The following is a 15339-nucleotide window of genomic DNA, read 5'->3' on the forward strand; positions in this document are numbered from 1 at the left end:
CTTTCCTCAGTGCGCCATCATGACGTGATGGATGCTGAACATGATCCACAGCGACAGGCCGACCAGCAGGACGATCACCAGCGCAGCGAACACGAACGCAATCACGTTGTTACGCTGGGCAGCGGAGCGGTCCAGGTGCAGGAAGTACACCAGGTGCACCAGCACCTGGATCACTGCGAAGGCCAGCACGATCCACAGGGTCACGTCTTTTGGCAGGGTCGGGTACATCACCAGGCCGAAAGGAATGACGGTGAGGATCACCGACAGGATGAAACCGATGGCGTAGGACTTGACGCTGCCGTGGCCGGCGTCGTGGCTATCGTGGCCATTGTGTGAGTGAGCTGCGTTAGCCATTACATAGTCCCCATCAGGTAAACAACGGTGAATACGCAGATCCACACGACGTCCAGGAAGTGCCAGAACAGGCTCAGGCAGCTCAGACGGGTCTTGTTGGTCGCCGTCAGGCCGTTTTTCTGGACCTGATACATCATGATCGCCATCCAGATCAGGCCGCTGGTCACGTGCAGGCCGTGGGTGCCGACCAGGGTGAAGAACCCGGACAGGAAGCCGCTGCGGCTAGGGCCGTAGCCTTCGGAGATCAGCATGTGGAACTCGTTGATCTCCATGCCGATGAAGCCGGCACCGAACAGGAAGGTCATGGCCAACCAGCCCAGTACCTGATTCTTCTTGCCCTTGAACAACGCCAGCATGGCGAAGCCGTAGGTGATCGAACTGAACAGCAGCAGGGCGGTTTCGCCCAGCACGTACGGCAGTTCGAAGATGTCGTGGCCCGACGGGCCACCCGCTACGTTGTTAACCAGTACCGCGTACACCGCGAAGATCGACGCAAACAGAATGCAGTCGGTCATCAGGTAGAGCCAGAAACCGAATACGGTCATCTCGCCCGAGTCGTGGTGATGGTCATCGTGCCCATGGTCATGACCATGGGCGTGTCCAACAGGGGTCACTAAGTTCGACATGGTTTAAGCCTGTTCCAACGAGGTTTCAACACGGGTGGCGGTGGCCGGAATGGCTTTGGCCGCTACCAGACGCTGGTGCTGCTCGGCTTCGATGCGTTCGATTGTCTCGACCGGCACCATGTAGCCCTGGTCATCGCGTGCAGCGTGGATCACGAAGTACACCACGGTCCCGACAAGACCTGCGATGGCCATCCACCAGATGTGCCAGATCATTGCGAAACCGAACACGGTCAACAGAGCACCCATGACCAGACCGGTCGCGGTGTTGTTTGGCATGTGGATCGGTTCATAGCGGCTTGGAGCCTGGTACGCCGTACCGTTTTCCTTGGCCTCGGTGAACGGGTCGATGCCTTCGGCTTTGGGCAGTACCGCGAAGTTGTAGAACGGTGGTGGCGAGGAGGTCGACCACTCCAGCGTGTGGGCATTCCACGGGTCGCCGGCTTCGCACATGTTCTGCTTGCGATCACGGATACTCACGTAGAGCTGGATCAACTGGCAGGCAATACCGATGGCGATCAGAACCGCACCGAACATGGCCACGTGCAGGTAAGGCGTCCACTCAGGGTTGGTGGTGCTGTTCAGGCGACGGGTCATGCCCATGAAGCCCAGTACATAGAGCGGCATGAACGCGACGAAGAAGCCCGAGATCCAGAACCAGAACGCCGCCTTGCCCCAACCTTCGTGCAGCTTGAAGCCGAACGCTTTAGGGAAGTAGAAGCTGAAGCCTGCGATGTAACCGAATACCGCGCCGCCGATGATCACGTTGTGGAAGTGAGCGATCACGAACAGGCTGTTGTGCAGCACGAAGTCAGCACCCGGGATGGCCAGCAGTACGCCGGTCATGCCGCCGATGGCGAAGGTGACCATGAAGCCCAGGGTCCACAGCACCTGGCTGGTGAAGCGCAGACGACCGTGGTAGATGGTGAATAGCCAGTTGAATAGCTTCACCCCCGTCGGGATCGAAATCAGCATCGTCGCCAGGCCGAAGAAGGCGTTGACGCTGGCCCCCGAACCCATGGTGAAGAAGTGGTGCAGCCAGACCATGAAGCCCAGGATCGAGATCGCGCCCGAGGCGTAGATCATCGAGTGGTGGCCGAACAGACGCTTGCCGGAGAAGGTCGAGATGACTTCGGAGAAGATCCCGAACGCCGGCAGAATCAGGATGTAAACCTCGGGGTGACCCCAGGCCCAGAACAGGTTGACGTACATCATCGGATTGCCACCAAGTTCATTGGTGAAAATGTGGAAATCCATGTAACGGTCAAGCGTCAGCAATGCCAGGGTAGCGGTCAGGATCGGGAAGGAAGCGACGATCAGAACGTTGGCCCAGGTGCAGGTCCAGGTGAAGATCGGCATGTCCATCATTTTCATGCCAGGGGTACGCATTTTCAGCACGGTGGCCAGGAAGTTGACCCCGGTCAGCGTCGTACCTAGACCCGACAGCTGTAGCGCCCAGATGTAGTAGTCCACACCCACGCCAGGGCTGTAGCCCAGCTCCGACAGCGGTGGATACGCAACCCAACCGGTACGGGCGAATTCGCCGACACCCAGGGACACGTTTACCAACACTACGCCGGATACCAGCAGCCAGAAGCTCAGGGAGTTCAGGAACGGGTAGGCAACGTCACGGGCGCCGATCTGCAGCGGCACGACAAGGTTCATCAGGCCGGTGAAGAATGGCATCGCCATGAAGATGATCATGATCACACCGTGAGCGGTGAAGATCTGGTCATAGTGTTCAGGTGGCAGGTAGCCAGGCGAACCCTCGGTGGCCAGGGCCAACTGGGAACGCATCATGATGGCGTCGGCAAAACCACGCAGCAGCATGATCATGGCAACGATGATGTACATCACGCCGATTTTCTTGTGGTCGACCGAGGTCAGCCACTCGGACCACAAGTAGGTCCACTTCTTGAAATAGGTGATTGCAGCGAACACCGCCAGACCGCCGAGCGCGATCATGGCGATGGTCACCATCACAATCGGCTCGTGGAACGGGACCGCTTCCCAACTTAATTTACCAAACATCGTTTACTCCTCTGCCCCGGCAGCTGAATGCGAACTCATGTCCATCCCTTCCATACCGGCGCCGGCCACTTCGTGCTCTTTCTTCTCGTGGTGCATCGGCTTGCCCGGTTTCATGCCTTCATACTTGTCGATGATGGTCTGGAACAGGTTCGGCGTGAACGAGGAGTAGAGCTCTACAGGGTTGTTCTGGCTGGGTTTGGAAAGGGCTTCGTATTCAGCCTTTTCAAGCTGTTTAGGTGACTTCTTGACGTCACTGACCCAGGCATCGAAATCTGCCTGAGACGTTGCGATTGCTTTGAATTTCATGCCGGTGAAGCCAGCACCGCTGTAGTTGGCGGAGATCCCGTCAAGCTCGGCGTTCTGGTTGGCGATCAGGTGCAGCTTGGTCTGCATGCCTGCCATCGCGTAGATCTGGCCACCCAGGCCCGGGATGAAGAACGAGTTCATCACGGTGTCGGAAGTCACCTTGAAGTTGATCGGCGTATTGGCCGGGAACACGATCTTGTTGACGGTGGCGATCCCTTGCTCGGGATAGATGAACAGCCACTTCCAGTCCATGGAGACCACTTCGATGGTGATCGGCTTGACGTCGGATTCCAGCGGACGATACGGGTCCAGTGCGTGGGTCGACTTGTAGGTCACGTAACCCAGGGCAATGATGATGAGTACCGGAACAGCCCACACCGCGATTTCGATCTTGGTGGAGTGCGACCACTTCGGCGCGTAGGTCGCCTCAGTGTTCGATGCGCGGTATTTCCAGGCGAAAGCGAAGGTCATCACGATGACCGGCACCACGACAAGGAGCATCAGCAGCGTTGCGGTGATGATCAGGTTTCGTTCATCCAGACCCACCTGCCCCTTGGGATCGAGCAAGGTCATGTTGCAGCCTCCCAGCAACAACGTGCCGAGCAGCGGCAATAAGCCTAGTAATCTGGGGTACCTGTTTTTACTCATCTCACGACCTCTAAAGCAGCTTGCGCAATGCAGTTGGGTTTTGATCGCCAACACTTCACCCTGCCAAGGGTTGGCATTTTTCTTGGATTGAATAAGGGCCTGCCCGTCGCACGTAAACGGCGATCGACACATCCTGGGCAAGCGGTTAGTTCTTATTCGAATTCGTGGTCAAAGGCCTTGTTACAGACCAATTCCATTTGGTGCGGATTATTGGAAGGCGCCGACACCTGGCGTCGCATGGAGCTCAAAAAGCCCCTCGACCGCCCCTCGTGCTCAAGAAAGAGCAGTGCCGGAAATTCAGTGCGGGCGATTGTAGATATGTAACGTTTTATAAACCATGACTCATCCCGAAATAATTTTTATCGAATCCAGCAACAATCATTAACGAATTTCGCAAAGATCTCGAATCTTATCGCGATTAATTCTCAACAAGAACCCCAGAAAATGTAGGCCTACTTCGCCCACTTCAGACAGGGTCACGCCCCTTCAGGCCATCGTCTCGCCCCCGCAAAACCCCTTGCGACAGGGGCTGTGGCGTTTCACTGAAGCCTGTTAAAACTGCCTGCTGCGGCAGATCAGGGGGGCTCTTAAATGACGGATCAGCGGCGAATTTTTCAGGTTCGGCCGGGGAACTTTTCGCCGCCTTGAAATAGCTTGCGACACACCCCCTGTGACAACATGTCGCACATGGGTCGCACCGTTCATTGCTACGCATCACAGACTTTTTACACCGAGACTGAAATGCAAAACGCCCCGGACCTCTCAAGGAGGACCGGGGCGTTTTGGGCTCACCGGGCGGTGAGCGCATGGCTTTCAGCGCAGGTGTTTGCGATTGCGCGAGGTCAGCAGCGGCACCAGCACCACAATCAGCACGAACGCCACCAGCGCCCACTGTGCAAGGGACAAACCGAGGATCGGCGGATACGGCGTGGAGCAGAAACCGTCGACCTGGAAACCCAGCGGGAACAGCGTGGCCAGCGGCAGGCTGTCGACAATCGGTTGCAGCACATCAATGCCGCAACTGACCGCCGGGTAGAACTGGGTGTAGACGTGATGCCCGGCCACCCCCATCCCCGCGAGGGCGAAGATCACCACCAGCACTTCGAACACGGTAATGCTGCGGCGGGTGCGCATGGCCGCGCCAATGAAGGCGCTGATGGCAATCAGCAGCAACGCATAACGTTGCAGGATGCACAGCGGGCAAGGGGCCTCGCCCAGCACGATTTGCATGTACAGCGCACCACCGATCAGTGCCAGGCAGATAATGCCCAACAACACCAGGAAGCGCCGCTCACGTCCCAACCGCATCATTTCCTCACTCATCGCGTTTCCCTTTTTCGTACGTGGATCAGCTCGAAGGCGCCAGCGTATTGAGCTGCTGCATCAAGCTGATGTTGTCTTCGATATGCCAGTTGGCCGCAATGCGGCCGTTGTCGATCTGATAGATATCAGTTGCCCGGAAGTCTACACGCTGACCATGACCATTGAGTGCATTGAACTGCCCCGTGAAGTGTCCACGAAAGTGCAAATGCACCACCACGCGGTCGCCGACCACGATCATCTGCTCGATCTCACAGCTCAGGTCCGGTACCGCCGTGCGAAAGAACGCCGATGCCAGCAAAGGCCCGCTCGGCCCTTGCACCCGGCCTTCGGGCGGGGTCTTGTCGATGAACTGCTCCGACAAGGCTGCCTTGGCCAGTGCCGCATCGCCGCTGTTCCAGAAACTGCCATAGCGCCGGGCCGCCAATACCATTGAGTCGCGTTGCGCCTGGGGCAGGCTCTGATCGACGATCAGGGTCTGCGGCTGGAGTAACGCGCTGTCGGCCGTGGCAACGGAGCTGAGCAACAGGGCCGCCAGGCTGAGGCTGGCGAGGGAGAAACGACGGGAGATGACGACCTGCGACATGGGGTGATCCTGATCATGATTGCGAACGAGCGCCTATCATCAGCATCGGGGAATAAACGATAAACCGGTTAAGAGCGGATTAACTTTTAAGGGATTTTTACTAATCGGGACCGTGGTGAGGCCATTCGCGGGCAAGCCCACATTTGATCTGTGTATGACGCGGTCCAGTGGGAGCGAGCCTGCTCGCGAAAAAGGCGACCCGGATTCCCGGGTCGCCTTCAAAAATCACTCCAGCGCCGAAGCCGGGCCGAAGAACTCGTAGCGGCTCTGCTTCTCCGGCACACCCAGCGCCTTGAGGTGGCGCTTGATCGCCGCCATGAAGCCTTTAGGCCCCAGGAAGTAAGCGTCCAGGTCGCGCTCTTGCGGCAGCCAGTCAGCCAGTTGCTCCTGGCTCAGTATCCCGACCTTGTGCGCCGCCGGGCTGATGCCGTCGTCTTCGGCGTAGCAATAGAAGCGCTTGAGCTGCGGATGACGTGCCGCCAGGCCATCGACCCAATCACGGAACGCATGCACCGCACCGTTGCGCGCGCAGTGGATAAAGTGCACCGGCCGCTCGGTGGCAAGCGCAGCTTCCAGCATCGCCAGGGTCGGGGTAATACCCACTCCGCCGCTGATCAGCACCAGCGGTTTGTCGCTGGCGGTCAGGGTGAACTCGCCCGAGGGCGGGAACAGCATGATGCTCGCGCCGACCTGGAACTGGTCATGCAAGTAATTGGAGGCACGGCCACCGTTCTCGCGCTTGACGCTGATGCGGTACTGGCCGTTGTCGCCCAGGGACGACAGCGAGTAGTTGCGGCGAATCTCTTCCCCGTCCACAAACAGTTGCAGGCCGATGTACTGACCCGGTTCTGCGGCGAGGATCGGCCCATGATCTGTCGGTTCGAAGTAGAACGAGGTGATTTCAAAACTCTCCTCCACCCGCTTGGCCAGTTTGAACTCACGCGCCCCGCGCCAGCCGCCGACAGCCGCGGCTTTTTCGTCATAGATGGCCGTTTCGGCGCCGATCAGGATGTCGGCCAACTGGTTATAGGCCGCGCCCCAGGCCGCGATCACTTGCGGCGTGGCGATCTCTTCACCGAGCACTTCGCCAATCGCCCGCAGCAGGCAATGGCCGACAATCGGGTAATGCTCCGGCAAGATTTGCAGCGCCACGTGCTTGTTGATGATCTTCGCCACCAGGTCGCCCAACTGATCGAGTTGGTCGATGTGGCGGGCGTACATCAGCACGCCGTTGGCCAAGGCACGCGGCTGATCGCCACTGGCCTGGTGTGCCTGATTGAACAGCACCCGCACTTGCGGGTACTCGGAGAGCATCATGCGGTAGAAATGGGTGATCAGCCCTTCCCCGCCGCTTTCAAGCAGCGGCACGGTGGATTTAACGATGGCACGGTCTTGGGCACTCAGCATAAGGAACACTCCTGAACAAATGAGTTTCTAGTGGATTACCCTATACGTATCAGTTTCCATGCCAACAATTAAAACCATATAAATCAATAACTTGAATAACACGTAGTCATTAAGACCCAAGCTGTTTTATAGTCACGCTGACTACATGGAGTCAATATGACTGCAAAATCCCTGCTGACCACCCTTCTGCCGCTGGTGTCCGACCTCTCGCGCGAACTGCCCGAAGGCGAGCGCTACCGGCGCCTGCTCGAAGCCCTGCGCGCCCTGCTGCCTTGCGATGCCGCCGCCCTGCTGCGCCTCGATGGCGAATGGCTGGTGCCGCTCGCCGTCAACGGCCTGAGCACCGACACCCTGGGCCGGCGCTTCAAAGTCAGCGAGCACCCGCGCTTCGCCGCACTGCTCGCCAGCCCCGGGCCGACCCGCTTCCCCAGCGACAGTGATTTGCCGGACCCTTACGACGGGCTGGTCGATGGCCTCGACGAACACCTGCAAGTTCACGACTGCATGGGCTGCCCGCTGTTCATCGACGAGCGACCGTGGGGCCTGTTGACCCTCGATGCACTGGACCCGGAACGCTTCGAACCGATTGAACTGGACGCCCTGCAAGCCTTCGCCAGCCTCGCGGCCGCCACGGTCAACGCCGCCGAGCGCATCGAGCGCCTGGCCACTCGCGCCGAGGACGAGCACCAGCGCGCCGAGGTCTATCGCCAGGCCAGCGGCCAGCAGCAGCGTGAAATGATTGGCCAGAGCAAGGCCCACAAACGCCTCGTCGAGGAGATCAACCTGGTCGGCGGCAGCGACCTGACCGTGCTGATCACCGGCGAAACCGGGGTGGGCAAGGAGTTGGTGGCACAGGCAATTCACGCCGCGTCCCCGCGGGCCGACAAACCGATCATCAGCCTCAATTGCGCCGCACTGCCGGACACCCTCGTGGAAAGCGAGCTGTTCGGCCACGTGCGCGGGGCGTTCACCGGAGCGATGAATGACCGGCGCGGCAAGTTCGAACTGGCCAATGGCGGCACGCTGTTTCTCGATGAGGTCGGCGAGTTGTCCCTGGCGGTTCAGGCCAAGTTGCTGCGGGTCCTGCAAAGCGGCCAGTTGCAACGGCTCGGTTCGGACAAGGAACATCAGGTGGACGTGCGCCTGATCGCCGCGACCAACCGCGACCTAGCCTTCGAGGTACGCAGCGGCCGCTACCGCGCCGACTTCTACCATCGCCTCAGTGTGTATCCGTTGTTGGTGCCGGCGCTGCGGGATCGCGGCCGGGACGTGTTGCTGCTCAGCGGCTACTTTCTGGAACAGAACCGCTCGCGCATGGGCCTTAACAGCCTGCGCCTGACCAGCGATGCCCAAACCGCGCTGCTGGCCTACGGCTGGCCGGGCAACGTGCGCGAACTGGAACACTTGATTGGCCGCAGCGCCTTGAAGGCCTTGGGCAATTGCCGTGAACGACCGAAGATTCTGAGCCTCGGCGCGCCAGACCTGGACTTACCTCACGCCCCCCTCGACGCCGCACCCGAGCAGCCTGCCGCCATGGCAGCACCGGCCCTTGAGGCTGGCAGCGACCTGCGTCAGGCCACCGAAAACTACCAGCGTCAGTTGATCGCTGCGAGCCTTGAGCGCCACCAGAACAATTGGGCCAGCGCCGCCCGTGAGCTAGGCTTGGATCGGGCGAACCTTGGGCGGATGGCCAAAAGACTGGGTATGAAGTGATCGCATGCCGAACTCGTTCACCTGTGGCGAGGGAGCTTGCTCCCGCTCCGCCCGCAACGGTCGTAAACCCGATGCCTGGGGACCGCCTCGCGGTCCAGCGGGAGCAAGCTCCCTCGCCACAAGCTTCAGCGTATGACTAACGGGCTGCCATTAACCCTAAAGCCTGCCCCCGACAAGTCGATAACCCGGCATCGATAGTTGTTGGCGACCCTTGCGGTCGCCCATCACCTTTTTCCACAGAAGGTTTTTATGTCTTCCAACAAAGCCCGCGCAGACTCACTTTCGCTTCTGCTCTTTACCTTGCGCAGCGGCAAGCTGATGGCGATCAACCTGCTGAAAGTCAGTGAAATCATCCCCTGCCCGCCCCTGACCAAACTGCCGGAGTCGCACCCGCACGTCAAAGGTATCGCCACCTTGCGCGGTGCTTCGTTGTCGGTCATCGACCTCAGCCGGGCGATTGGCGAAATGCCCCTGGCCGACCCGGATGGCGGCTGCCTGATCGTCACCGACGTGAGCCGCTCCAAACAGGGTCTGCACGTACAAGCCGTGAGCAAGATTGTTCACTGCCTGACCACCGACATCCGTCCGCCACCTTTCGGCTCCGGCGGCGTGCGCTCCTACATCACGGGCGTGACCCAGGTCGACGGCACGCTGGTACAAGTGCTGGACATCGAAAAGGTCATCCACGGCATCGCCCCGGCGCAGATCGAAATGGCCCCGACCGAGCTGAGCATGGAAGACGCCGAAGTGCTGGGCAACGCCAAGATCCTGGTAGTCGATGACAGCCAGGTGGCGCTGCAACAGTCGGTCCACACCCTGCGCAATCTCGGCCTGCAATGCCACACCGCCCGCAGCGCCAAGGAAGCCATTGATTGCCTGCTGGACCTGCAAGGCACCGCCCAGCAGATCAACCTGATCGTCTCGGACATCGAGATGTCGGAAATGGACGGCTACGCCTTCACCCGCACCCTGCGCGAAACACCAGACTTTGCCCACCTCTATGTGCTGCTGCACACCTCGCTGGACAGCGCGATGAACAGCGAAAAAGCCCGATTGGCCGGGGCCAACGCCGTGCTGACCAAGTTCTCGTCGCCAGAGTTGACCAAGTGCCTGATCGAGGCCGCCAAAACCGTCGCCCAGCAAGGGTATTAAGCCTTGGCTGAGGCGTACTGCCTGCTCATGCGGCGCGACCTTTCATCGCAAGTGCCGCCGAGTGTCTGGCCGGATGGCGTCCGGTTGAGCGAATACCACCCGACATCGGCCGAAGCCATTCATGGGCTGATGGCGCTGGGTTATCCACAAGGCGGCGGCCGAGTGCCGGCGCTCGATGTCTGGCGCGAGCGTTTTGAATCCGACGCCGAATACGACCCGGCACTGTGCTTCATCGCCACCGACGCCCAGGGCATTGTCGGCGTGGTTCAGTGCTGGACCAGCGCCTACATCAAGAACCTGGTGGTGCACCCGCGCGCTCAGCGCCAAGGGCTGGGCCGGGCGTTGCTGCTGCAGGCTTTCCATGCGTTTCAACAGCGGCGCGAGGGGTTTGTCGACTTGAAGGTTTTGGAAGACAACCATCGCGCCCGGGCGCTGTATGAAAGCGCCGGGATGCGCGTCGTCCGCCGGGAAATCGTTCCGGACTGACACCACCATCGCGAGCAAGCTCGGCACCTACACAATGTACGTCTTCCGGGCTTACCCGCGATGAGGCCCACCTAACCATCCCGACACCATCAGGCATACTCCAACCTTGGTTCACTCAAGGATGCCCCAACCATGAAAGCCTCCACCCTGAGCTTTTTCTGCTTCACCACCCTGGCCCCTCTGGCCCAAGCCTCCAGCCCGGATGCCTGGGCAGCCTTCGACAAAGCCGTACTCGCCCGCTGCACCCAGGCCAGTCAATTGAGCCACCCCAAACCCGTCGGCAACCCCGCACAGTTCGACGACCGGGTTGGTTACACCGCGCTGTTGCTGCAAGGCCAATACCCGCAAAAACACATGAAAGGCCAGCAAGGCACCGAGCTGTGCCTGTACAGCAAAAAAACCAGAACCGCGGTGGTCACCGAATGGGACTCGATCCGTTCGTCCGATCAGCCCCGGTGACTGGCGCACAACTTGCTTCGACACCGCCCCTCGCGGTGGTTTTTCGCCATCGCTGACACCTCTGGACTGTGACCGGCCACCCGATGAACACAACCTATTCCTGCGTAGGCTGCGGCAAATGCTGCAACGACCACCACGTCCCTCTGACTCTCGCCGAAGCCCGCATGTGGGCGGCGGATGGCGGCACCGTGATCGTGCTGGTGGAAGGCTTTCTTGGCAATGGCCTGGGCCTGCCGGTGCAACAACGCGAACACGCCGAACGCCGGTCGGTGATCGTTCAGAGCGGCGAGACCCAGGCCCACGTGGCGATCACCTTTGCCGCGTATAACGCCGGTCCCTGCCGGAATCTTGACGAAGACAACCGCTGCGGCATCTACGAGCGCCGACCGCTGGTGTGCCGTATCTACCCGATGGAAATCAACCCGCATATTCCCCTGAACCCGAGCGCCAAGGATTGCCCGCCCGAATCCTGGGAACAGGGCCCGGCGCTGATCGTCGGTGGCCAGTTGGTGGACTCGGAACTCGCGACGCTCATCCAGCACTCACGCCAGGCCGACCGCGACGACATTCAGGCCAAGGAAGCGATTTGCGAACGGCTGGGGATTCGCACCACGGCCCTCAAAGGCGACGGTTTCACCGCTTACCTGCCGGACATGGCCGCGTTTGCCCAAGCCATCGATCAGGTTCGGGCAGCGCCGTTGCCGGATTCGCCTGGCGAATGGCTGTTCCATGTCTCGTGCGATGACATCGCCGGGCAGGTGCAGGCCGCTGGCGCTCACGTGGCCACGGCCGCACCATTGAACTATGCGTTTATTTCCCTGCGCGCCGCATAAGCACATCGCGCCCATGCCTTGCGGGAACATTGTTCCCGCCACAGGATGCATTCCCACACGGGCGCATGATCACCTACCCGCGCTTGTGCCAAAACTCGCGCGCCAGCAACTGCAAGTCACCCGCCAGCCCCGCCACGTCCTCTGAATTGATGTGGCTCTGCTGCCCGGCGCTGACCGTGGCCTCGCACGCGGTGCGAATGCTGATGATGTTGCGGTTGATGTCTTCACTGACAGCGCTTTGCTGCTCCACGGCGGCGGCGATTTGCAGGCTCATTTCGGTGATCTGGTTGACCCGTTGGCTGATGCCGTCCAGCGCCGTTGCGGCGCGTTGGGCCTGGTCGACGCTGTTCTCCACGTGCTCGCTGCTTTGCTGCATCGCCTGCACCGCGTCCCGCGCACCGTTTTGCAGGGTGCTGATCATGCGCTGGATTTCGTTGGTCGACTGCTGCGTGCGTTGCGCCAGCCCCCGCACCTCATCGGCCACCACCGCAAACCCACGGCCGGCGTCCCCGGCGCGGGCGGCTTCGATGGCCGCGTTGAGCGCCAGCAGGTTGGTTTGATCGGCAATGCTGCGGATCACCTCCAGCACCCCGGAAATATCCGTGCTGTGCCCTTCCAGTTGATGAATCACCTCGGTGGCACGGGACAGTTCGCTGGCCAGGCGCAACACCGCGCTGCGGCTTTCGCCCACCAGATGATGGCCTTCACGGGTTTCACTTTCCGCCTGATCGGCGGCCTGCGAGGCTTGCTGCGCATGGCTGGCGACCTGAGCCACACTGGCCGCCATCTGATGAATCGCGGCAGCGACCTGGTCGGTTTCCGCCTGTTGATCAAGGGTGCTGCTGTGGCTGCTTTGCAAGTGTTCGACCAACTCGGCCGCGTGGCCCGCCAAGCGTTGCGAAGCATCGCCGATGCGCCCCACCACCGCGCCGACCTGCGCTTCAAGCATCTGCAAGGCAAACTCGACCTGACCGAACTCATCCCGACGCCCGGTATAAATCCCCTGGCTCAGCGGGTTGTCGGCAATCACCCGGGCCCGTTCGGTCAAGCGCCCCAGCGGGCGCAACGCCAGGCCGACGGCAATCCCGGCAACGCCACTGCCGACTGCCAGCGCCAGCAACGACCACCACGGCGACCACGACGCCAACCAATCGGCCGCCGCCAGGCTCAAGGCCAGCACCGCACTGAACGATGCCCACAGTTTGAATTTCAGCCCTGGCACCGGCAGCTGCCGCCATAACGACGAACGGGGGCTGCGCATCCGGGCGTAGGCTTTTTCGGCCGCCTCAATCTGCTGCTCACTGGGTTTGGTGCGCACAGACTGGTATTCCATCGCCTGCCCGCCCTGCGTCACTGGCGTGACATAGGCACTGACCCAATAGTGGTCACCGTTTTTGCAGCGATTCTTGACCATGCCCATCCATGAGCGGCCCCGCTTGAGCGTGCGCCACATATGGCCGAACGCGGCCGACGGCATGTCGGGGTGACGAAGCAAATGGTGAGGTGAGCCCAGCAACTCTTCCCGGCTGTAGCCGCTGATCTGAATAAAATCGGCGTTGGCGTAGGTGATCGCGCTGGTCAGATCGGTGGTCGAAAGAATGTTCGCATCGGGGGCAAAATCCACATTTCGCCCCGTTACCGGGAGATTGATCTTCATGGAGAGCGCGCTCGTTTTATTGGAAGAGTCGGCAGGGCTGCTGACTCTAAGCGCACTGATTCCACAAACACTGATCTGGCTCAGGAAATGAGCACTTAGCCATCATTGGCGATTATGACTATCCCCTCTCTACGCTTTGACTACTGCAACGCAATCAATCTCGACATGGGCATTCAGCACCAACTGCTTGCCGGCAAAGGTCGTTCGCGCAGGTAGGCGACCTGGTGAAAAGTAGCCGGTGTACACCGCATTCATGGTGGAAAAGTCCTTGATATCCGCGAGTATCACCGTGCACTTGGCCACCTGATCCAGGGAGGAACCATGATGTTCCAGAGTATTGCGCAGGGTGTTCATGGCCTGGGTCATTTCCCCTCGAATCCCTCCCGACGCCAGCTTGTCATCGGCACCAACGCCAAGGATTCCGGAAAGGTAAAGCGTCGAACCGACCTGCACCGCCTGAGAAAAGGCCTGCCCGGCCTCTCCTGGGTGAAACGTCAGCCCACCTGAATGCCCGGACGAGGGTAAATAGCGCTGCAGAATGGTTTGGTACTGCCCCTTTTGCTTGAGTCGCTGCATCGCAACGTTCAGAGCATCGCGTAGATCAGGGTCGGCCTTGCGCACACCGATGGCCACCCCACTGCCCAACATTTCATCCTTGATTTCCTCACCGGCAAAACCGAAATCGGCACCCGTCAGGGTTTGCAGAAAAGCGGTGGATATTTCCAGGGTGTCTTGCAAGGTGGCATCAATCTCGCCTGCCTGCAGGCTGCTGATCAACTCACCGTTGAGTGCAAAGCTCTGGACGATTACACCTTCAGGTGCCCATTTGGCCTTTGCATAGGCTTCTCGGCTGGTCCCGGCCAGTACACCGACTCGTTTACCCTTGAGCGATTGCACGGTGGATAGCTGGCCAACGGACTTGCGCGCCACCAGGGCGCTGGCCAGCGGATAGAGGTTGTCGGTAAAGTCGATTTTTTCTTGACGCAACGGCGTTGCTGTCATCGGCATGATCGCGTCAAAACGTCCGGCTTCAAGTGCTGCGATATTGGTCGCGTATGGCTGATCGACCCAGACGCAACGAGCCGCGAGTTCGGCGCATAACGCATTGCCCAACTCGATGTTTAACCCGATCAGTTCACCCTTGGCATTGCGACTTTCAAAGGGAGGAACGTCAGCTTCGACTCCAAAACGAATCTCTGTCCAGCGATTTTCCTGGGCCACCGCAGCGCTCGCCAGCCCCCCGAAAACCATCGTCAGCAACACCTTCTGCGCGTTTTTCCAGAACCACATGCAACGGACTCCTTGAGTTCAATGAACCTTGCGTACCCTGCTTGAGGGGTTTAACGAAAGGTCAGAGAACTCTCTTGGATTGGTCGCAGAGTTTCCAGAAGATGCAGCCCGATTTCACGTAGGAATAGGCGATAGCACAGAAGGATAACTACCAGCCAGCCGTAAACGGGCGACTCAGCGTTTGCCCATCGAGCGGCGGGTGCCAGGAGGCGCTGCGCCGGGGGTCTTGGTGTGACCGTTCTTCGCGCCGTTCTTGTACCACGGCTGATTGGCATTTTTGGCAGCGGCCAGTTCGCCCGGTTTGAACGGGAACTTGAACGCCGGGATCGCGGCTTTGGTTTCGCTGTCGGCGCTGGAGTCGACGCTGTCTGGCAGGTCAGCCTGGTCGTTTTCAACCACAGGCGGTTGTGTCGGGGAAGTCATGAAAGCTCCGGGTGTTGCATTGAGTCGGGCCCGATGAGCGGGCCGCGAAAG

The 15339-nt window shown here is 60.1% G+C and carries 15 protein-coding genes and 1 pseudogene; 5 read left to right on the plus strand and 11 right to left on the minus strand.

All coding sequences use genetic code 11. The annotated features are described in order from the left end of the window. Window positions 1-6: 6 nt before the first annotated feature. From cyoD to hmpA, 7 genes are all read right to left on the minus strand, one after another. Complete coding sequence (cyoD, locus tag AC1Z1G_RS21825; RefSeq protein WP_347901914.1) at window positions 7-354, minus strand: cytochrome o ubiquinol oxidase subunit IV; 348 nt, start codon at window positions 352-354, stop codon at window positions 7-9. After that, window positions 354-980, minus strand: a complete 627-nt coding sequence (locus AC1Z1G_RS21830; protein WP_483622427.1) for a cytochrome o ubiquinol oxidase subunit III — start codon at window positions 978-980, stop codon at window positions 354-356. The genes cyoD and AC1Z1G_RS21830 overlap by 1 nt, the downstream gene beginning before the upstream one ends. A 3-nt stretch (window positions 981-983) precedes the next feature. Further along, entirely contained in the window at window positions 984-3008 is a 2025-nt protein-coding gene (gene cyoB, locus AC1Z1G_RS21835) for a cytochrome o ubiquinol oxidase subunit I (RefSeq protein ID WP_483622428.1), read from the minus strand. A gap of 3 nt (window positions 3009-3011) precedes the next feature. Further along, on the minus strand, window positions 3012-3962 hold the full coding sequence (cyoA, locus tag AC1Z1G_RS21840; RefSeq protein WP_483622429.1) for a ubiquinol oxidase subunit II: 951 nt from the start codon (window positions 3960-3962) through the stop codon (window positions 3012-3014). A gap of 813 nt (window positions 3963-4775) precedes the next feature. Continuing rightward, window positions 4776-5285 (minus strand): disulfide bond formation protein B, encoded by a 510-nt coding sequence (locus AC1Z1G_RS21845; RefSeq protein WP_347901919.1) that lies wholly within the window; start codon window positions 5283-5285, stop codon window positions 4776-4778. Window positions 5286-5310: 25 nt separating this feature from the next. Continuing rightward, window positions 5311-5868 (minus strand): ester cyclase, encoded by a 558-nt coding sequence (locus tag AC1Z1G_RS21850; protein WP_483622430.1) that lies wholly within the window; start codon window positions 5866-5868, stop codon window positions 5311-5313. Window positions 5869-6093: 225 nt separating this feature from the next. Continuing rightward, window positions 6094-7275: an NO-inducible flavohemoprotein gene (gene hmpA, locus AC1Z1G_RS21855; RefSeq protein WP_483622431.1), complete on the minus strand. Its 1182-nt coding sequence runs from the start codon at window positions 7273-7275 to the stop codon at window positions 6094-6096. Window positions 7276-7431: 156 nt separating this feature from the next. Here hmpA and norR point away from each other — a divergent pair, with 156 nt between their 5' ends. The 5 genes from norR (at window position 7432) to AC1Z1G_RS21880 (ending at window position 11918) form a co-directional block, all read left to right on the plus strand. Continuing rightward, window positions 7432-8988, plus strand: coding sequence for a nitric oxide reductase transcriptional regulator NorR (norR, locus tag AC1Z1G_RS21860; protein ID WP_483622432.1), 1557 nt, complete (start codon window positions 7432-7434; stop codon window positions 8986-8988). Between the two features lie 249 nt (window positions 8989-9237). Next, a complete protein-coding gene (locus tag AC1Z1G_RS21865) occupies window positions 9238-10140 on the plus strand; it encodes a chemotaxis protein CheW (protein WP_483622433.1) in 903 nt (300 codons plus the stop codon). A 3-nt stretch (window positions 10141-10143) separates the two neighbouring features. Next, a complete protein-coding gene (locus AC1Z1G_RS21870) occupies window positions 10144-10626 on the plus strand; it encodes a GNAT family N-acetyltransferase (protein ID WP_483622434.1) in 483 nt (160 codons plus the stop codon). A 132-nt stretch (window positions 10627-10758) separates the two neighbouring features. Continuing rightward, complete coding sequence (locus AC1Z1G_RS21875) at window positions 10759-11085, plus strand: hypothetical protein (RefSeq protein ID WP_483622435.1); 327 nt, start codon at window positions 10759-10761, stop codon at window positions 11083-11085. 83 nt (window positions 11086-11168) lie between these two features. Then, window positions 11169-11918, plus strand: coding sequence for a YkgJ family cysteine cluster protein (locus AC1Z1G_RS21880; RefSeq protein WP_483622436.1), 750 nt, complete (start codon window positions 11169-11171; stop codon window positions 11916-11918). A gap of 73 nt (window positions 11919-11991) precedes the next feature. Here AC1Z1G_RS21880 and AC1Z1G_RS21885 read toward each other — a convergent pair whose 3' ends face one another. The 4 genes and pseudogenes from AC1Z1G_RS21885 to AC1Z1G_RS21900 form a co-directional block, all read right to left on the minus strand. Then, window positions 11992-13038, minus strand: coding sequence for a methyl-accepting chemotaxis protein (locus AC1Z1G_RS21885; RefSeq protein ID WP_483627952.1), 1047 nt, complete (start codon window positions 13036-13038; stop codon window positions 11992-11994). A 255-nt stretch (window positions 13039-13293) separates the two neighbouring features. Beyond that, a pseudogene (locus AC1Z1G_RS21890) lies at window positions 13294-13575 on the minus strand (PAS domain-containing protein); the annotation flags it as partial. Window positions 13576-13704: 129 nt separating this feature from the next. Continuing rightward, window positions 13705-14826, minus strand: a complete 1122-nt coding sequence (locus tag AC1Z1G_RS21895; protein ID WP_483627954.1) for a transporter substrate-binding domain-containing protein — start codon at window positions 14824-14826, stop codon at window positions 13705-13707. A gap of 213 nt (window positions 14827-15039) precedes the next feature. Then, window positions 15040-15288 carry a hypothetical protein gene (locus AC1Z1G_RS21900; RefSeq protein ID WP_483622437.1) on the minus strand — a complete coding sequence of 83 codons (249 nt, stop codon included), beginning with the start codon at window positions 15286-15288 and terminating at the stop codon, window positions 15040-15042. Between the last annotated feature and the right edge of the window lie 51 nt (window positions 15289-15339).

This window comes from Pseudomonas sp. JL27(2026), from assembly GCF_056933555.1.